Below are 18,837 nucleotides of genomic sequence, written 5' to 3' on the forward strand. Positions count from 1 at the left end.
CTCACCCGGGAATCTTGGTCGCCATCTGGTTGGCGATCAGCCTGGCCTGGTTGATGATTCCCAGGCCGCAGACGTCGACGTCGAAAACCACGTTGGACGCCGCCTCCAGGACGTGCTGGCACACCACCAGGCTGTTGGCCAGCGTGTGCTGTATGGCGATGTTGGGTGGATTGCCGCTGATCTGCCCGAAGGTCCATTGGAGTGACCCTTTGTCGCCGAGCTGGGTGACGGTCTTCCCGCCGCAGTCGCGCCATTGCGGCCACTGGTTGTTCACGAATCCCCGGGCCTGGTCGGCGGACGCGAAGATCACCGCCCCCTGGACCACGACGTAGGCCGGGTCGCCTTGCGGCTTCTTCATCACCTGGGCGAGCATCGCGGTGTAGCCGCTGCTCTTGTACGTCCGGGTCTGCAAACCGATGAACGCCCCGGTGCACTTGTCGTCGGACACGGTGCTGGTTGGGTCGGGGTCCGTCATCTCGCGCGTGCTGCCCTCGACGACGATTCCGGTGGTGCCGACCAGGGCGTTGATTTGGTCGACCGGAAGCATCAGCGAATCCAGTTGTGCGGGAGCCACTGTGGGGGCGGCGCTCGTGGTCACCGCGCTCGTCGTCGGTGGTGCGGCGGCGGTGGTGCTCGGGCTGTCGGGCTGCGTCGCCCCGGACTTGTCGACCGCCAACCACACCCCGGTGCCCGCGATGACCGCGACGACGAGCGCGAGTGCGCCGATGACCAGCCCCAGCCTGCGCCGCGGGGGCGCCGGCGGCGGCCAGGGCGCGCCGGGCGGAGTCGCGAACCACGCCGGGTGCGGCGGCGCGGGCTGGCCGGCAAACGGCTCCACCCGCGGCGGCGGCGCGAAATGTTGGCTGTGCTGAATCAGCTCGGTCGCGGCGCGCTGATCCGGCGTGCTCAGCGCGTGCAGGGCCGCCTTCGCCAGATCGCCCGCGGTCAGGTAGCGGTCGTTCGGGTCTTTGGCCATCCCGCGGGCGACGACCTCGTCGAACGCCGCCGGGACGGCGGGATTGCGCATGCTCGGGCGCGGCACCGGCTCCACCAGATGCGCGGCCATCAGGCTGCTGAGGCTGGTGGTCTGGAAAGGCCTTGTGCCCGTGAGGCATTCGAAAAGCAGGCAGGCGAGTGCGTAGATGTCGACGCGGTAGGTGGGGTCGTCGTTGCCGAATCGCTCGGGTGCCATGTAGTTCCAGCTGCCGATCGCGGCGCCGGTCTTGGTGACCCGCTCGTCGGTGGCCGCGGCGGCGATGCCGAAGTCGACCAGGTAGGCGAAGTCGCCCTCGCCGAGCAGGATGTTCTCGGGCTTGATGTCGCGATGGATGACCCCGGCGCGGTGCGCGGCATCGAGGGCGGCGGCGACCTGTTCGACGATCGCGACCGCGCGCGGCGGCGGTAGCGGCCCGGTGCGGCTGAGCACCGTCCCCACGTCACGCCCCTCGATGAGGCGCATGTCGATGAACACCTGCCCGTCCACCTCGCCGAAATCATGGATCGGCACGATGTGCGGCTCCTGCAGCCGGCCCGCTGTGCGGGCCTCGCGTTGCATGCGCCGCCGAAACGAGTCATCCGAACTCACCTGCTCGGACATCAGCTTGAGCGCCACCACGCGGTCCTTGACGGTGTCGTAGGCCTCGTAGACCTCGCCCATCCCGCCGCGCCCCAGCAGTCGCCGCAGTTGGTAGGGGCCGAACCGGCTCCCAATCCGCGAACTGGGCTGCGTTTCACTCATCGACGTCCCCCCGACGCTAAGCCGACTTCCCTAGCCCTCGTCCGCGCGCATCGACTCGCGGATCTGGGCCAACCGCTCGGCGGCGGCGCGCTCGCGCTCGTCGTATTGCTCGGCGACGGAACGGCCCTCGGGGGACTCGGCGTCCAATTCCGCGCCGCCCAACGACGTCGCGTAGCGATTCTCGATCTTCTCGCGCACCGACTCGAAGGTGGGCACACCGGCGCTGTCGTAGCCGGGGTCGGGTGGGGTGGCGCCGGGCGTCGCTGGTTCGTCGGGCATGGGCGCTACGCTACTAAAAGCCCGGCCCGCCCCCGCCGTTCGCGCTCCAGATAGCGCACCATTTGCTCCCAGTACACCAGCGTCAGCGCCATCTGCGCCGTGACGGCGATCGCCGCGGGCAGCGGCCGGCGGCGCCAGGCGGCGGCGACGGCAACGAGCGCGGCCACCGACGTCAGCGCGCTGACCGCCATCGCGCCGTCGCGCGGGCGACGGCTGATCCACAGCTCCTCGCCGAGCATCGCCCGCGTCGACCACGCCCGCTGGTGCGACGGCGCGCCGAACACGAACGGGTTCACCGCCAGCCACAGCGCGATCCACGCCGCGTGGCTGACGCGCCGCGTCCACGGCGGCACCAGGATCAGCGGAGTGCTCGCCCACCGGGTCCAGGCGCTCCAGGGATTGCAGTGCCGCGCGAAGATCGCACGCCGAACCCGCGCAACGGAAGGCACCCCCCGCTACCGCCGGGCGGGGTTGGAACGGTCGGCCGGGACGATGACCGGGGTGGCGGGCGCGGGCGGCGCGGCGCCGGGCAGCGGGATCCGCGGAATCCCGGGCGTCCCCAGCCGGCCGGCCAGCCACGGCAGCGCGGCGGCGAAGACCCGGTCGGCGAACGGCCAGTCGTGCTTGCCGGGCTGCGCCAGCACGGCGCAGTCGATGCCGTTGGCGCGCCCGAGCGCGCACAGCGAATAGGCGGCCGCGGTCTGGTTGCCGGGGTCGGCCGCGGCCTCCCGGCCGGCCAGCCGAATCGCGCCGCTGTCGGTCATCAGCGGGCGCCCGGCGGGCGGGCCCTCGGACGAGATGGCGAACCAGCCGGCCACGTCGCTGTACGGCCCGTGCCGGCTGATCACCGTCGTCGGATCGAACGCGGCCCATGCGTCGGCGTTTCCGCCGAAGAGCCGGGCGATCGTTTGCGCCTTGGTTCCGGCGTTGGGGAAGAAGTCGCCGGCCACGTCGACGAACGCGCTGAACATGTCGGGATGCATCACGGTCAGGTCCACGGCGCAGGTCCCGCCCATCGACCAGCCGGCGACGCCCCAGTTTGACCGGTCGCGGCTGACGCCGAACTTGGAAACCATATATGGCACAACGTCTTTGGTCAGATGGTCGGCGGCGTTACCGCGGACGCCGTTGACGCATTCGGTGTCGTTGTTGAAGGCCCCGCCGGAGTCGACGAACACCAGCACCGGCGCCTTGCCGTCGTGGGCGGCCGCGAAGTCGTCGATCGTCTTGACCGCGTTGCCCGCTCTGGTCCAGTCCGCCGGGGTGTTGAACTGACCGCCGATCATCATGACCGTCGGCAGCGCCGGCGGCGGGCTGCTGGTGAACCATTCGGGTGGCAGGTAAACCAGTTCACCGCGGTGCTTGAAATGCGAAGCGTCGGAGGGGATCACCACCGGGACCACGCTGCCGTGCGACGGCCGCGCCCGCTTGGCGACCATGGCGGTGACGGTGGCCGGGTCGGTCTGATCGGGCAGGGGGCCGGAGGTGAGCTGGCTCCACGCCGCCTGCACGGTGGGGAAGTAGCCGACCCACAGGTTGAGCACCAGCGCGGCGCACAGCGCGCACAGCGGTATGGCCAGCAGGCCGGCGCCGCGCCGCCAGCCGCGCGCGCTGCGCCACCCGAGGACCAGCACCGCCACCGCGGTGCCGGTCAGCGCGATCCAGAGCCACAGCGCGGCCGGCGCGGGCTCGTCGGACAGGCCGCGGTCGACGATGTACCAGTGCGTCAGGTAGGCGGCGGCGCCGCCGGCCAACGCAGCCGCCGGCAGCCACACCGTCCGCCACCGGCGCGATCGCCAGCCCACCGCCAGCGTCAGCACCACGGCGGTCACCACCTGGACCGTGATGGGCACCCAGCCGTGCATCAGGGACGTGTGACTACTTGCCAGCAACTGCGTCGTGGCGTAGGTCGTCGACGCGGTCACGGCATTCATTGTGATCGATTGTTAACCGGCCTGGAACATATTCACCGAATGTTCGCCGTCGGCCGCCGCCGTGTCGCGGGGCGGGTCAGTGCGGCTTGGCCAGCGGAAATGGCAGCGTCTCGCGGATGCTGCGGCCGGTTATGAGCATCACGAGCCGATCGACGCCCATGCCGAGCCCGCCCGTGGGCGGCATCGCATACTCCATGGCCTGCAGGAAGTCCTCGTCGAGTTCCATCGCCTCGGGGTCACCGCCGGCGGCCAGCAGCGACTGCTCCTGCAGGCGGCGCCGCTGCTCCACCGGATCGGTGAGTTCGCTGTAAGCGGTCCCCAACTCGACCCCCCACGCCACCAGGTCCCACCGCTCGGCGACGCCGTGCCGACTGCGATGCGGCCGGGTCAACGGCGAGACGGACGTCGGGAAGTCGATGTAGAACGTCGGCCCCTCGGTGCGGTCCTCGACCAGGTGCTCGTAGAGCTCGAGCACCACGGCGCCGGCGTCCCACTGCGCGCGATACGGGATGCGGGCGGCGTCGGAGAGCTTGCGCAGCACGGGCAGGGGCGTGTCGGGATCGATATGCTCCCCGAGCGCCTCGGACACCGCGTCGTGCACCGTCTTCACCGGCCAGTCGCCGGAGATGTCGACCGGATGCAGCTTGCCGTCGGCGCCGTCACCGCGGGGCCTCAGCACGGTCTGCTCCCCGTGGGCCGCCTGCGCGGCGTTTTGGATGAGCTCGCGGCAGCCGTCGATCCAGACGGTGTAGTCGGCGTGCGCCTGGTAGGCCTCCAGCAGGGTGAACTCCGGGTTGTGGCTGAAGTCGACGCCCTCGTTGCGGAAGGCCCGGCCCAGCTCGAACACCCGCTCCACGCCGCCGACGCACAACCGCTTCAGGTACAGCTCCGGCGCGATGCGCAGGAACAGGTCCATGTCGTAGGTGTTGATGTGGGTGACGAACGGCCGGGCGGTCGCCCCGCCGTGGATCTGCTGCAGGATCGGCGTCTCGACCTCGATGAAACCCTTGGCGAACAACGTCTCCCGGAGGGAGCGCAAGACGCTGCTGCGGGCCGTGATCAGCTCGCGGGATTCGGGATTGACCGCCAGGTCGACGTAGCGGGTCCGCACCCGCGCCTCCGGGTCGGTCAACCCGTTCCACTTGTTCGGCAGCGGCCGCAGGCACTTGCCGATCATCCGCCAGTCGCGCACGATCAACGACCGGGTTCCGTTCTTGGAGAAGCCCATGTGCCCGGTCATCTCGACCAGATCGCCCAGGTCGATGGCCGCGGTGAAATCGGCGGTACGGCCACGCTCGAGGCGCGAATTGTCCAGCAGCACTTGCAGTTCGCCCGACCAGTCGCGCAGCTGGGCGAACAGCACGCCGCCGTAGTCGCGGATGCGCAGGATCCGGCCCGACACCGAGACCGTCTCCTGGTCGTCCGCTTCCAGCGCCCGGGAAACGGTGTGGGTGGGCGGGGAGCCGACCGGGTAGGCGTCGATTCCCTTGCGCCGCAGCACCTTCAGCTTCGCCAGCCGGACCCTGACCTGCTCGGGCAGACGGGCCCTGGACTCTTCCAGTTCCTCGTCGTCGTTTCGTCGTTGCAGCCCGCTGACGTCGGGCGCCGAGCCGTCGTGATGCAACAGGCCCGACTCCGCCAGTCGCGCGGGCACGGCCGGGTGATGGCCGGTGTGCACCCTGTCGCGCCGGGTGAACGGCAACACCAGGAACCCCTCGGCGATCACCGACGCGACGCCCACGCGGGGGATCAGGCGCGCGTCCTCGTAGCAGGCGTAGCGCGGAACCCAGTCGGGTTGGTACTTCATGTTCGAGCGGTACAGCGTCTCCAGCTGCCACCACCGCGAGAAGAACAGCAGCAGCCCCCGCCACAACCGCGCGACCGGGCCGGCGCCGAGCTGGGCACCTTGTTCGAACGCCGAGCGGAACATCGCGAAGTTCAGCGAAATCCGGCTGATGCCAAGGGTTTCGGCGGTCAGGGCGAGCTCGCTGACCATCAGTTCGATGGTGCCGTTGGGGGATTGCGGCGAACGGCGCATCAGGTCCAGGGAGACACCCGTGGTTCCCCACGGGACCAGCGACAGCATCGCGACGACCGCGCCGTCGCGGTCGAGCGCCTCGACCAGCAGGCAATCGCCGTCCGCGGGATCGCCGAGCCGGCCCAGCGCCATGGAGAAGCCGCGCTCGGTCTGGGTGTCCCGCCAGGCGTCGGCGCGGGTAATGGTCTCGGCCATCTCCTCGGCCGCGATGTCCCGGTGCCGCCGGATGCGCACGGTCAGCCCGGCCCGGCGGGCCCGGGTCACGGCCTGGCGCACCCCGCGCATGTCGGGACCCGACAGCCGGAAGTCGGCGGTCCGCAGGATCGCCTCGTCGCCCAACTCGAGCGCGTTCAGCCCGGCCTCCCGGTACACCCGAGCCCCCTGCGTGCTGGCGCCCATGACCCCGGGCGCCCAGCCGTAGGTCTGGCACAGCCCGAGCCAGGCGTCGATGGCCTGCGGCCACGCCCGGGGTTCGCCGATCGGGTCGCCGCTGGCCAGGCACACGCCGACCTCGACGCGGTAGGTGATCGCGGCGCGGCCGCTGGGCGCGAACACCACCGACTTGTCGCGGCGGGTCGCGAAGTAACCCAGCGAGTCGTTCTTGCCGTACAGCTCGAGGAGCCCGCGGATGGCCGACTCGTCCTCACCCGTCAGCGCGTTCTCGGCCCGCTGCGATTGGAAGAGCACGATGGTCGCCATGATCAGCGCCAGCGCGCCGAACAGGCCGAAGATGGCGTTGAGGAAAACGTGCGGCTTGCCGGTGAACAGGTCCGGGTCGGCCAGGGCGAACCCGACCACCCGGTTGGCGACGTAGGGCAGGCGGTCCTGGCGCGCCAGCGTTCCCGGCCACAACTCGACCAGACCCCAGGACACCAGGATCCCGATCACGTCGCCGGCGACCAGCACCGCCGCCGCCTTGACCAGCGCACCCTTGCGAACCTTGGCCCAGAACTCGCGATAGGCCAGCACCAGCAGCACGATCGCGACGATGTGCACCGCGAACCCGAGGTTCTCCCCGAACGTCTCGGCGGCGGTGTTGTCGCCCGCGGCGATGTCGGCGGCGTTCAACGCGGCGGCGAGGATCATCTGGCCCAGCAACACCAGCCAGGCGATGCGTTTCCGCGCGGTCAGGGCCGCCGCCAGCAGGGCCAGCACGAACGACCACGCGATGCTGGTGTCGGGGAAGTTGAACAGGTAGTCGTTGATGAACTCGCGGGGCACCTTGATCAGCCACCGCAGCGCCGGGGACACGCTGGCCAGCAACGACACGGTGGCGATGACGCCCACGATCCACCCGGCCGCCGCCGGTACCCAGCGATACCGGGAATGCGACCGACCGCGGGGCCCCGAACGACGCCCCGAGCGAGATGAAGCGAGTGTCACAGACCGCGAGGATATGCCCTCAATCCGTGAAAAGCTTGACGAAGCGCTAAGAGTGGCTAGCAATAGTTCGCCCCGTTGCCGAAGGACGCCGGACGGGGTCCGGGGGCGAAGTGCAAAAAGCCACCCCGTGGCTGCTAAACTGGCGATCGCGACCATCCCGGCGAAGGCCAGGAAACAGTAAGTGGAGTCCCACTCCCACCGCGAGCCACGAGATTGACCAAGGCTTGGCGGTCCGGTCACAGGCATCGCGCATGCCTGTTCCGCGAGCGACGCGGGCGGCTTGACCATTGGCAAGCCCCGATCGGTCGGCATTGGGCCCTGCTATTGCAGGGCTTTTCTGCTGGTGGTGTGGTTATTCCGCCGCTGGATCCCGACACAGGCCCGGCCGTGAATCGCAGTACACGTATAAGCCCAACAAGGGAGGCCCCATCAGCACTGAGACCCGCGTCAACGAGCGCATCCGCGTACCTGAAGTCAGATTGATCGGCCCCGGGGGAGAGCAGGTAGGCATAGTGCGCATCGAAGACGCACTGCGCGTCGCTGCGGACGCCGATCTCGACCTTGTCGAAGTCGCCCCGAACGCCAGACCCCCGGTCTGCAAGATCATGGACTACGGCAAGTTCAAATACGAGGCGGCGCAAAAGGCGCGCGAATCCCGCCGGAACCAGCAGCAGACCGTCGTCAAAGAGCAGAAGCTGCGACCCAAGATCGACGATCACGATTACGAGACCAAAAAGGGTCACGTGATCCGCTTCCTGGAGGCGGGTTCGAAGGTGAAGGTCACCATCATGTTCCGCGGACGTGAGCAGTCGCGGCCCGAACTGGGCTACCGCCTGCTGCAGCGGCTGGGCGCCGACGTCGCCGAATACGGCTTCGTCGAGACGTCCGCCAAGCAGGACGGCCGCAACATGACGATGGTGCTGGCCCCGCACCGCGGCGCGAAAACCCGCGCCAGGGCGCGGCACCCCGAAGGACACGGGGAGGGCGCGGCACCGGACGCCGATGCGGGCGCCGACACCAACCCTTCACCCAACTGACCCGGCACGAAACGAAGAATTAGAGGAAACATGCCCAAGGCCAAGACCCACAGCGGGGCCTCGAAGCGGTTCCGGCGCACCGGAACCGGCAAGATCGTCCGCCAGAAAGCCAATCGTCGGCACCTGTTCGAGCACAAGCCGTCCACCAGGACCCGCCGGCTGGAAGGCCGCACCACCGTGGCCGCCAACGACACCAAGCGGATCAACAAGCTGCTCAACGGCTGAGCTTCAACAAGCCGGGGCGCCGGCGCCGCTGCCGACACCCGACCCGATTACTTAGAGAGTAGGAACACCCATGGCACGCGTGAAGCGGGCGGTCAACGCCCAAAAGAAGAGGCGCAGCATTCTCAAGGCCTCGAAGGGCTATCGCGGCCAGCGCTCGCGGCTCTACCGCAAAGCCAAAGAGCAGCAACTGCATTCGCTGAACTACGCCTACCGCGACCGCCGCGCGCGCAAGGGCGAGTTCCGGAAACTGTGGATCTCGCGGATCAATGCGGCGGCGCGCGCCAACGACATCACCTACAACCGGCTGATCCAGGGCCTGAAGGCCGCCGGTGTGGAAGTGGACCGCAAGAACCTCGCCGACATCGCGATCACCGACCCCGCGGCGTTCACCGCGCTGGTTGACGTCGCCCGGGCCGCGCTGCCCGAGGACGTCAACGCTCCGTCGGATTCCGGAGAGGCCGCCTAGCCCCTGCTGACCGAACGTTCGGCCCGCGTCGCCGCGGCGGTCAAACTGCATCGGCACGTCGGCCGGCGGCGGGCGGGCCGGTTCCTGGCCGAGGGCCCCAACCTGGTCGAGGCCGCGGCCGCCCGCGGCCTGGTCCGCGACGTCTTCGTCACCGAAGCCGCCGAGCAGCGGTATGCGGATTTGCTTGCCGCGCAGCGTGGTCCGGTCCACCTGGTCACCGAGCGGGCCGCGAAGGCGCTGTCGGACACCGTCACTCCCACCGGGCTGGTGGCGGTGTGCGAGATGCCGCCGACCGGGCTGGCGGACGTGCTGGCCGGCTCGCCCCGGCTGGTCGCGGTCGCCGTCGAGATCGGCGAGCCCGGCAACGCCGGCACGGTCATCCGCATCGCCGACGCCATGGGCGCCGACGGCGTGATCCTCGGCGGCCACAGCGTCGACCCGTACAACGGCAAGTGCCTGCGCGCCTCGACCGGCAGCATCTTCTCGATTCCGGTCGTCGCCGCGCCCGACGCCGCCGCGGCGCTGGCCGCGTTGCGCGAGGCGGGGCTGCAGGTGCTGGCCACCACGGTCGACGGCGAGACGCGGCTTGACGAGGCCGCCGGGGTGCTCGGCAGGCCGACGGCGTGGCTGTTCGGTCCCGAATCCCATGGCCTGCCAACCGAACTGGCGGCGGCGGCCGATCACCGCATGCGCATCCCGATGGCCGGCGGGGCCGAGAGCCTGAACGTCGCCTCCGCCGCGGCGATCTGCCTCTACCAGAGCGCGCAGGCGCTGGGCGTGTTCAGGCGGCCCTGACCCGTCCGCGGGCCGGCCGCAGACCCGCCAGCGACAGCGTCCCGTGCACCAGCGAGCCCGCGCGCTCCATCAGCGCCTTGGCCGGGTCGAGCGGCGAGCGGGGCCTCGGGGGGAAGTAGTGCATCGGTAGTCCGCGGCGGTCGCGGGGCGGCGCCACGAACGTCGGTGCCTCCACCAGCGGCGCATTGCTGGGCAGCCGGCCATCGGCGCGGCGGTAGGCGGCCAGCGCGCGCGGGTGCAGCCGGATCTCGTCGGGCACCGCCAGGAAGGCCAGCTCGACGAGCTTGCCGAACAGGCGCAGCAGCACCTCGTCGCCCGGGGTCCAGCGCATGCCCGCCTTCTCGCGGACCGCGGGCTCGAACAGGCCCGCCGCGATCCAGCGCTGGCCGGCGACCAGCGGCTTGAACATCTGGTCCCAGATCGGCGTGGGCATCAGCACGAATTTCGGCTTCGGGATGCGGATTTGGAAGATGTCCAGCGTGGCCTGATTGATCTCGAGTTGCTCGCGACACACCCGATCCCAGTACTCGCAGAACTCCTCCCAGGAGTTGGGCACCGGGCGCATGCTCATCCCGTACATCCGGTACCACCGCACGTGCTCCTCGAACAGCTGCCTTTTCTCGGCCTCCGTCAGGCCGCCGCAGAAGTACTCGGCCACCTTGATGACCAGCATGAAGAAGGTCGCGTGCGCCCAGTAGAACGTCTCGGGGTTCAGCGCGTGATACCGGCGACCGGTCGCGTCGACGCCCTTGATGGTGTGGTGGTAGCTGGTGATCTGCCGCCCGGTCGCCGCCGCGCGCTCGCCGTCGTAGACGACGCCCATGATCGGGTACACCGACCGGGCCACCCGCTGCAGGGGCTCGCGCAGCAGGATCGAATGTTGCTCGACGCCGGCGCCCAGCTCCGGGTACATGTTCTGGATCGCGCCGATCCACACGCCCATCATTCCCGTGCGGAGATCGCCGAAGTACTTCCAAGTGAGGGAATCCGGTCCCAGCGGATCGTCGGATGTCGTTGGAATGGCAGTCATCTCGGCCTCCTGCGCTCACGATAACTTTGACAACGCACGTTGTCTACGATTTCGGCCGCGCGCCCGCGCTTGTTATCGACCGTCGACAGCGGCGTGCCGCCGCCGTGATCAGGCCATACGTTGCGAGCTGCGCCACAACCGCGCGACCCTTCATTGCCCGCGTCCCGCGGAACGAAATAACCTGGCCAGGTGGAACTCGCGCGTCGCGAATCGGATTCGGGCGGCCCCGAAGAACCGACGGTGACGGCATCCGATCCGCCGCGGGGTTCTTCCGTCTCCGTGCACAACGCGGCGCAGTGGTTGCACAGCCGAAACCGGAGCCCGGGCGCGGTGGCCTTCATCCGCCGGGCGCGACGACTGCTGCCCGGCGACCCCGAGTTCGGCGACCCGCTCTCCACGGCCGGCGACGGTGGTCCGCGCGCCGCGGCGCGCGCGGCGGACCGGCTGCTGGGGGATCGCGACGCGGTCTCGCGCGAGGTCGGCCTCGGGCTGCTGCAGGTCTGGCAGGCGCTGACCGAGTCGGTGTCCCGACGGCCGGCCAACCCGGAGGTCACGCTGGTCTTCACCGATCTCGTCGGCTTCTCGTCGTGGTCCCTGCAGGCGGGCGACGAGGCGGCGCTCACGCTGCTGCGGCAGGTGGCGCGGGCCGTCGAGCCGCCGCTGCTCGACGCCGGCGGCCACATCGTCAAACGGATGGGCGACGGCCTGATGGCCGTGTTCGGCGATCCGACGGTCGCCGTGCGCGCGGTGCTGGCCGCCAAGGAGGCGTTGAAGTCGGTCGAGGTCGCGGGCTACACGCCGCGGATGCGGGTGGGGATCCACACCGGCCGGCCGCAGCGGATGGCGTCCGACTGGCTGGGGGTCGACGTCAACATCGCCGCGCGGGTGATGGAACGGGCCACCAAGGGCGGGGTGATGGTGTCAGGTTCGACACTCGACCTGATCGCCCAGAGCGAACTGGACGCGATGGGCGTCGTCGCCAAACGCGCACGTAAACCGGTGTTCGCGCCGAAGGCGACCGGAGTCCCGGCCGACCTGGCGATATATCGTTTGCGGACTCATAGGGAGTTGACAGCGTCCGATCACACTTCCGAAACAAATTAGCCGACATAATGGATGCAATGTTTGGGGGCATCTTCTCCCGGCTCGCCCGGGTCCAGTTCACCGTGGGGTACGTGGCGGCGCTGCTGGCCGTCAGCGGCGCCATCGTGGCGCTCGGCCCGCACGCGCATGACGTGCTGGTCGAGCGGGCCAGCACCAACCTGCACAACCTGGCCCATGGCCACGTGGGCACGCTGCTGGGCAGCGCTCTGGTGGTAGACGCGGGTCCGCTCTACTTCTGGTTGCCCTTCCTCACCTGCCTGCTCGCGCTCGGTGAGCTGCACCTGCGCACCATCCGGCTCGTCGTCGCGTTCCTGATCGGTCACATCGGCGCGACGCTGCTGGTGGCCGCGGCCCTGGCGGCGGCAGTCGAGTTCGAGTGGATGCCGGTGTCGATCACCCGGGCCAGCGACGTCGGGATGAGCTACGGCGCCCTGGCCGTGCTCGGGGCGATGACGGCGGTCATTCCCCAGCGCTGGCGGCCCGCCTGGGTCGGCTGGTGGGTGTCGGCCGGCATCGCCTCGGCGATCATCGGCGGCGATTTCACCGACGCCGGTCACACCGTCGCCGTGGTCCTGGGCGTGCTGGTGTCCGCCCGGTTCCGTCAGCCCATCCACTGGACGCCGGTGCGCATCCTGATGCTGGCCGCCTCGTCCGGCTTCGGCTTCCTGCTGCTGGCCCACCACTGGGGGACCATGGCCGGGGCGCCGGCATTCGGTCTCCTGGGCGCGCTGGCGGCCCATAAGATCGTGCAGTTCGCCACCGCGCGCGGCGGGGCGCACAACGACGAGGCGCTGACCGCCCCGCAGCCGGCTCCGGCGGGCTAGGCGGCCCGCGCGCCGCCGGCGCATCGTCAGCCAGCAGCGCCCGCCCGGCGGTCCACGCCGCATCACTATGATCGGCACTTGCCGCTGGGCCACTTCCTCCCAGCCCTCATCAGCAAGGAGAGTGTCGCCGCGTGGGTGCTCAGCCCGTCGACCTGTCACCGGACGCCTTGGCCACGGCGGTCCACGCCGCCCGGGAGGCGATCGCGCGCGCCGGCGATCTCGACGCGCTCGCGCGCGTGAAGACCGAGCACCTGGGCGACCGCTCGCCGCTGGCGCTGGCCCGGCAGGCGCTCGGCGGCGTTCCCAAGGACGAGCGCGCCGACGCCGGCAAGCGGGTCAACTCCGCGCGGACCGAGGCCCAGCGCAGCTACGACGAACGCCTGGCGACGCTGCGCGCCGAGCGCGACGCCGCGGTCCTGGCCGCCGAGGGCATCGACGTCACGCTGCCGTCGACACGCCAACCGCCCGGCGCGCGGCACCCGATCACGCAGCTGGCCGAGCACATCGCCGACACCTTCGTCGCGATGGGCTGGGAATTGGCCGAGGGGCCCGAGGTCGAAACCGAGCAGTTCAACTTCGACGCACTCAACTTCCCGGCGGACCACCCCGCGCGCAGCGAGCAGGACACGTTCTACATCGCGCCGGACGATTCCCGGCAGCTGCTGCGCACCCACACCTCGCCGGTGCAGGTGCGCACCCTGCTGGCCCACGAGCTGCCGGTGTACATCATCTCGATCGGGCGCACCTTCCGCACTGACGAACTCGACGCCACCCACACGCCCGTCTTCCACCAGGTCGAAGGGCTGGCGGTGGACCGCGGGCTGTCCATGGCGCACCTTCGGGGCACCCTCGACGCGTTCGCCCGCGCCGAGTTCGGTCCCGAGGCGCGCACCAGGATCCGGCCGCACTTCTTCCCGTTCACCGAACCCTCGGCCGAGGTGGACGTCTGGTTCGTCGGCAAGAAGGGCGGGGCCGGCTGGGTCGAGTGGGGCGGCTGCGGCATGGTGCACCCGAACGTGTTGCGGGCCGCGGGAATCGACCCCGAGGTGTACTCCGGGTTCGCGTTCGGGATGGGCCTGGAACGCACGCTGCAGTTCCGCAACGGCATCCCGGACATGCGCGACATGGTCGAGGGCGACGTCCGGTTCTCGCTGCCGTTCGGGGTGGGTGCCTGATGCGCGTCCCCTACAGCTGGTTGCGGGAGATCGTGGCGGCCGGCGCCCCGGACTGGGACGCCGCCCCCGGCGATCTCGAACAGACGCTGGTGCGCATCGGCCACGAGGTCGAGGAGGTCGTCACGCTCGGCCCGGTCGACGGGCCGCTGACCGTGGGACGGGTCGCCGGCATCGAGGAGCTCACCGGTTTCAAGAAGCCGATCCGGGCCTGCCGGGTCGACGTCGGCGAGGAAAAGCCCCGCGACATCGTCTGCGGTGCAACGAATTTCGCCGTCGGAGACCTGGTGGTCGTGGCGCTGCCGGGCACCACGCTGCCCGGCGGGTTCGCCATCACGGCGCGCAAGACCTACGGCCGCGACTCCGACGGCATGATCTGCTCGGCGGCCGAATTGGGTTTGGGGGCCGACCATTCCGGCATCCTGGTGTTGCCGCCCGGCACCGCCGAACCGGGCGCCGACGGCGCCGCGGTGCTGGGGTTGGACGACGTGGTCTTCCACCTGGCGATCACCCCCGACCGGGGCTACTGCATGTCGGTGCGGGGCCTGGCCCGCGAGATCGCCTGCGACTACGACCTCCCGTTCGTCGACCCCGCGGACGTCAAGCCGTTGCCCGCCAACGGCGAAGCGTGGCCGTTGACCGTGCGGCCCGAAACCGGTGTCCGCCGGTTCGCCCTGCGCCCGGTGACCGGCATCGACCCCGACGCCGTGTCGCCGTGGTGGCTGCAGCGCCGGCTGTTGCTGGCCGGCATCCGCGCGACCTCCCCGGCGGTGGACGTCACCAACTACGTGATGCTCGAACTCGGCCACCCCATGCACGCGCACGACCGCAACCGCATCTCCGGGGGGCTCGCGGTGCGGTTCGCCCGCCCCGGCGAGACCGTCGTCACCCTCGACGACGTCGAGCGCCGGCTCGACCCGGCCGACGTCCTGATCGTCGACGACCGGGCGACGGCGGCGATCGGCGGGGTGATGGGCGCGGCGAGCACCGAGGTCCGCGCCGACTCCACCGACGTGCTGCTGGAGGCCGCGGTGTGGGACCCGGCCGCCGTCTCGCGCACCCAGCGCCGCCTGCACCTGCCCAGCGAGGCCGCCCGGCGCTACGAGCGCGGGGTGGACCCGGCGATCTCGGTCGCCGCGCTGGACCGCTGCGCCACGCTGCTCGTCGACATCGCCGGGGGAGCCGTGTCGGACGAGCTGACCGACTGGCGCGGCGACCCGCCGCGCGACGACTGGTCGCTGCCGCCGATCCGGATCCCCGCCGACCTGCCCGACCGCGTCGCCGGTGTCACCTACCCGCCGGGCACCACCGCGCGCCGCCTGGCGCAGATCGGGGCCTCGGTGAGCGACGGCGGGGAGATCCTGACCGTGACGCCGCCGAGCTGGCGTCCCGACCTGTTGCAACCCGCCGACCTCGTCGAGGAGGTGTTGCGGCTGGAGGGGCTCGAGGCCATCCCGTCGGTGCTGCCCGCGGCGCCCGCGGGCCGCGGGCTGACCGCCGGGCAGAAGCGTCGCCGGGCGATCGGCAGGTCGCTGGCCCAGTCCGGCTACGTGGAGATCCTGCCGACGCCGTTCCTGCCCGCGGGCGTTTTCGACCTGTGGGGGCTGCCGGCCGACGACCCGCGACGCTCGACCACCCAGGTGCTCAACCCGCTGGAGGCCGACCGCCCGCACCTGGCCACCACGCTGCTGCCCGCGCTGCTGGAAGCGTTGGTGCGCAACGTGTCCCGTGGGCTGGTGGACGTCGCGCTGTACGCCCTGGCGCAGGTGGTGCAACCGACCGAGGAGACCCGCGGCGTGCAGCCGATCCCCGTGCACCGGCGGCCCACCGACGCCGAGATCGCCATGCTCGACGCGTCGTTGCCCCGGCAACCGCAGCACGTCGCGGCGGTGCTGGCGGGCCTGCGCGAACGGCGCGGCCCCTGGGGCCCCGGCCGGCGCGTCGAAGCCGCCGACGCGTTCGAGGCGGCCCGCATCATCGCCCGCGCCAGCGGGGTCGAGGTGAGTCTGCGGGCGGCCCAGCACCTGCCGTGGCACCCGGGCCGCTGCGCCGAGGTGCTCGTCGGTGAGACCGTCGTCGGCCACGCCGGCCAGCTGCATCCGGCGGTGATCGAGCGCTCCGGGCTGCCGAAGGGCACCTGCGCCGTCGAGCTCAACCTCGACGCGATCCCGATCGTCGAGGCGTTGCCCGCCCCCCGGGTGTCGCCGTTCCCGGCCGTCTTCCAGGACGTCAGCCTGGTGGTCCCCGCGCACGTCCCCGCGCAGGCGGTGGCCGACGCCGTCCGGGAGGGCGCGGGCGACCTGCTCGAAGACCTGCAGCTGTTCGACGTCTTCACCGGCCCCCAGGTCGGGGAGGACCGCAAATCGCTGACCTTCGCGCTGCGGTTCCGCGCGCCGGACCGCACGCTGACCGAGGACGACGCCAGCGCGGCCCGCGATGCCGCGGTACGCCGCGCCGCGGAGGCGGTCGGGGCCGAGCTGCGGGCCTAGCCGCTGACCCAGGTAATGGATTTGCAAAGCATTGCATAACCATGCAGAATCGGCGGAATGGCCGACGTATTGAGGGTGGCGGTTGCCGGGGCCACCGGCTATGCGGGCGGTGAGATCCTGCGCCTGCTGCTGGGGCATCCGGCCCACGCCGACGGCCGCCTCGCCATCGGCTCGCTGACCGCCGCGACCAGCGCGGGCAGCTCGCTGGGCGAGCACCACCCGCACCTCACCCCGCTGGCGCAGCGGCTGGTCGAGCCCACCGAACTCGCGGTGCTCGCCGGCCACGACGTGGTGTTCCTGGCCCTGCCGCACGGGCACTCGGCCGCACTGGCCGAACAGCTCGGCCCCGACACCCTGATCATCGACTGCGGCGCCGACTTCCGGCTCACCGACGCCGCCGCCTGGGAGCGGTTCTACGGGTCCCCGCACGCCGGCAGCTGGCCCTATGGGCTGCCGGAACTGCCGGGCGCGCGGGACCGGCTGCGCGGCGCCCGCCGCATCGCCGTGCCGGGCTGCTATCCGACCGCGGCGCTGCTCGCGCTGTTCCCCGCGGTCGCCGAGGACCTGATCGACCCCGCGGTCACCGTCGTCGCCGTCAGCGGCACCTCGGGCGCGGGCCGGGCCGCCAAGACCGATCTGCTCGGCTCGGAGGTCATCGGGTCGGCGCGGGCCTACAACATCGCGGGGGCCCACCGGCACACCCCCGAGATCGCCCAGGGCCTGCGGGCGGTCACCGACGGCGACGTCACGGTGTCGTTCACCCCGGTGCTGATCCCGACGTCGCGCGGCATCCTGGCCACCTGCACCGCGCGCACCCGCTCACCGCTGTCGCAGCTGCGGGCCGCCTACGAAAAGGCTTACGACGCCGAGCCTTTCGTGCACCTGCTGCCCGAAGGCCAGCTGCCCCGCACCGGTTCGGTGATCGGCAGCAACGCCGCGCACATCGCCGTCGCGGTGGACGAGGCCGCCGAGACGTTCGTGGCCATCGCCGCGATCGACAACCTGGTCAAGGGCACCGGCGGCGCGGCGGTGCAGGCGATGAACCTGGCCCTGGGTTGGCCGGAGGCGCAAGGCCTTTCGGTGGTCGGGGTCGCCCCGTGACTCGCACCACCGAGGCGCGCTTGGTGCGCGAACAGGGCGTCACCGCGCCGGCCGGGTTCCGGGCCGCCGGCATCGCCGCCGGCATCAAGGCGTCGGGCAACCGCGACCTGGCCCTGGTCTTCAACGAGGGCCCCGACTACGCGGCCGCCGGCGTGTTCACCCGCAACAAGGTCAAGGCCGCGCCGGTGCTGTGGACCCAGCAGGTGCTGACCACCGGCGCCCTGCGCGCGGTGATCCTCAACTCCGGGGGCGCCAACGCCTGCACCGGGCCCGAGGGCTTCCAGGACACCCACGCCACCGCCGAGGCCGTCGCGGCCGCGTTGTCGGACTGGGGAACCGAGACCGGGGCGATCGAGGTCGCGGTGTGCTCCACCGGGTTGATCGGTGACCGGTTGCCGATGGACAGGGTGCTGGCCGGGGTGCGCACGATCGTGCAGGACATGGCCGGCGGGCTCTCCGGCGGCGACGAGGCCGCGCGCGCGATCATGACCACCGACACCGTGCCGAAACAGGTCGCGCTGCACCACGCGGGCAACTGGACCGTCGGCGGAATGGCCAAGGGCGCGGGCATGCTGGCGCCGTCGCTGGCCACCATGCTCTGCGTGCTCACCACCGACGCGGCCGTCGACGCCGCCGCGCTCGACCGGGCGCTGCGCCGGGCCACCGCGCGCACGTTCGACCGGCTCGACATCGACGGCAGCTGTTCGACCAACGACACCGTGCTGCTGCTGGCGTCGGGGGCCAGCGAGATCACGCCGAGCCAGGCCGATCTGGACGACGCCGTGCTGCGGGTTTGCGACGACCTGTGCGCGCAGCTGCAGGCCGACGCCGAGGGCGTCACCAAACGCGTCACCGTGACCGTGACCGGGGCCGCCTCCGAGGACGACGCGCTGACCGCCGCTCGCGTGGTCGCCCGCGACAGCCTGGTCAAGACCGCGGTCTTCGGATCCGACCCCAACTGGGGCCGGGTGCTGGCGGCCGTCGGCATGGCCCCGGTGACGCTGGATCCGGATCGGATCACCGTGTCGTTCAACGGCTTTGCCGTGTGCGTCGACGGGGTCGGGGCGCCGGGCGCGCGTGAGGTGGACCTGTCCGGCGCCGACATCGACATCACGGTCGACCTGGGCGTGGGCGACGACGCCGCCGCCGTGCGCACCACCGACCTCTCGCACGCCTACGTCGAAGAGAATTCGGCCTACAGCTCATGACGCGCGCCGGCGAC

General features: G+C 71.1%; 15 protein-coding genes and 1 pseudogene. 10 read left to right on the plus strand and 6 right to left on the minus strand.

Annotation, left to right across the window (positions count from 1 at the left end; translation table 11 throughout):
* Position 1: 1 nt before the first annotated feature.
* From A5681_RS23920 to lysX, 5 genes are all read right to left on the minus strand, one after another.
* Positions 2-1,738 carry a serine/threonine-protein kinase PknH/PknJ gene (locus A5681_RS23920; protein ID WP_067281561.1) on the minus strand — a complete coding sequence of 579 codons (1,737 nt, stop codon included), beginning with the start codon at positions 1,736-1,738 and terminating at the stop codon, positions 2-4.
* 30 nt (positions 1,739-1,768) lie between these two features.
* Positions 1,769-2,017 carry a hypothetical protein gene (locus A5681_RS23925; protein ID WP_067281564.1) on the minus strand — a complete coding sequence of 83 codons (249 nt, stop codon included), beginning with the start codon at positions 2,015-2,017 and terminating at the stop codon, positions 1,769-1,771.
* A gap of 5 nt (positions 2,018-2,022) precedes the next feature.
* Positions 2,023-2,466 (minus strand): DUF6653 family protein, encoded by a 444-nt coding sequence (locus A5681_RS23930; protein ID WP_231996404.1) that lies wholly within the window; start codon positions 2,464-2,466, stop codon positions 2,023-2,025.
* Positions 2,467-2,472: 6 nt separating this feature from the next.
* Positions 2,473-3,951 carry an alpha/beta hydrolase gene (locus tag A5681_RS23935; protein ID WP_197498709.1) on the minus strand — a complete coding sequence of 493 codons (1,479 nt, stop codon included), beginning with the start codon at positions 3,949-3,951 and terminating at the stop codon, positions 2,473-2,475.
* A gap of 76 nt (positions 3,952-4,027) precedes the next feature.
* On the minus strand, positions 4,028-7,387 hold the full coding sequence (gene lysX / locus A5681_RS23940; RefSeq protein ID WP_082968528.1) for a bifunctional lysylphosphatidylglycerol synthetase/lysine--tRNA ligase LysX: 3,360 nt from the start codon (positions 7,385-7,387) through the stop codon (positions 4,028-4,030).
* 413 nt (positions 7,388-7,800) lie between these two features.
* Between lysX and infC the strand changes: the two genes are divergently transcribed.
* From infC to A5681_RS23960, 4 genes are all read left to right on the plus strand, one after another.
* Entirely contained in the window at positions 7,801-8,409 is a 609-nt protein-coding gene (infC, locus tag A5681_RS23945) for a translation initiation factor IF-3 (protein WP_082968529.1), read from the plus strand.
* Positions 8,410-8,439: 30 nt separating this feature from the next.
* Positions 8,440-8,634 (plus strand): 50S ribosomal protein L35, encoded by a 195-nt coding sequence (gene rpmI, locus A5681_RS23950; RefSeq protein ID WP_067281574.1) that lies wholly within the window; start codon positions 8,440-8,442, stop codon positions 8,632-8,634.
* Positions 8,635-8,704: 70 nt separating this feature from the next.
* Positions 8,705-9,100 (plus strand): 50S ribosomal protein L20, encoded by a 396-nt coding sequence (gene rplT / locus A5681_RS23955; protein WP_067281580.1) that lies wholly within the window; start codon positions 8,705-8,707, stop codon positions 9,098-9,100.
* Between the two features lie 3 nt (positions 9,101-9,103).
* Entirely contained in the window at positions 9,104-9,895 is a 792-nt protein-coding gene (locus A5681_RS23960) for a TrmH family RNA methyltransferase (protein WP_067281583.1), read from the plus strand.
* Here A5681_RS23960 and A5681_RS23965 read toward each other — a convergent pair.
* Positions 9,882-10,925, minus strand: coding sequence for an oxygenase MpaB family protein (locus A5681_RS23965; RefSeq protein ID WP_067281587.1), 1,044 nt, complete (start codon positions 10,923-10,925; stop codon positions 9,882-9,884). The two genes, A5681_RS23960 and A5681_RS23965, sit on opposite strands and share 14 nt — an antisense overlap.
* Before the next feature lie 189 nt (positions 10,926-11,114).
* Here A5681_RS23965 and A5681_RS23970 point away from each other — a divergent pair, with 189 nt between their 5' ends.
* The 6 genes and pseudogenes from A5681_RS23970 to argJ all read left to right on the plus strand — a co-directional run bounded on the left by A5681_RS23970 (position 11,115) and on the right by argJ (position 18,823).
* Positions 11,115-12,029: an adenylate/guanylate cyclase domain-containing protein gene (locus tag A5681_RS23970; RefSeq protein ID WP_067281590.1), complete on the plus strand. Its 915-nt coding sequence runs from the start codon at positions 11,115-11,117 to the stop codon at positions 12,027-12,029.
* A 17-nt stretch (positions 12,030-12,046) separates the two neighbouring features.
* A complete protein-coding gene (locus A5681_RS23975; protein WP_067281593.1) occupies positions 12,047-12,853 on the plus strand; it encodes a rhomboid-like protein in 807 nt (268 codons plus the stop codon).
* Between the two features lie 131 nt (positions 12,854-12,984).
* Entirely contained in the window at positions 12,985-14,028 is a 1,044-nt protein-coding gene (pheS, locus tag A5681_RS23980; RefSeq protein ID WP_067281597.1) for a phenylalanine--tRNA ligase subunit alpha, read from the plus strand.
* Positions 14,028-16,514, plus strand: coding sequence for a phenylalanine--tRNA ligase subunit beta (gene pheT / locus A5681_RS23985; protein WP_067281600.1), 2,487 nt, complete (start codon positions 14,028-14,030; stop codon positions 16,512-16,514). Before pheS ends, pheT begins: the two co-directional genes overlap by 1 nt.
* 41 nt (positions 16,515-16,555) lie before the next feature.
* Positions 16,556-17,615, plus strand: a pseudogene (argC, locus tag A5681_RS23990) (N-acetyl-gamma-glutamyl-phosphate reductase).
* On the plus strand, positions 17,612-18,823 hold the full coding sequence (gene argJ / locus A5681_RS23995; protein ID WP_067281607.1) for a bifunctional glutamate N-acetyltransferase/amino-acid acetyltransferase ArgJ: 1,212 nt from the start codon (positions 17,612-17,614) through the stop codon (positions 18,821-18,823). The pseudogene argC and the gene argJ overlap by 4 nt, the downstream one beginning before the upstream one ends.
* The last annotated feature ends 14 nt before the right edge of the window (positions 18,824-18,837 follow it).

The sequence above is a fragment of the Mycobacterium scrofulaceum genome (assembly GCF_001667885.1).
Taxonomy (GTDB): domain Bacteria; phylum Actinomycetota; class Actinomycetes; order Mycobacteriales; family Mycobacteriaceae; genus Mycobacterium; species Mycobacterium scrofulaceum_C.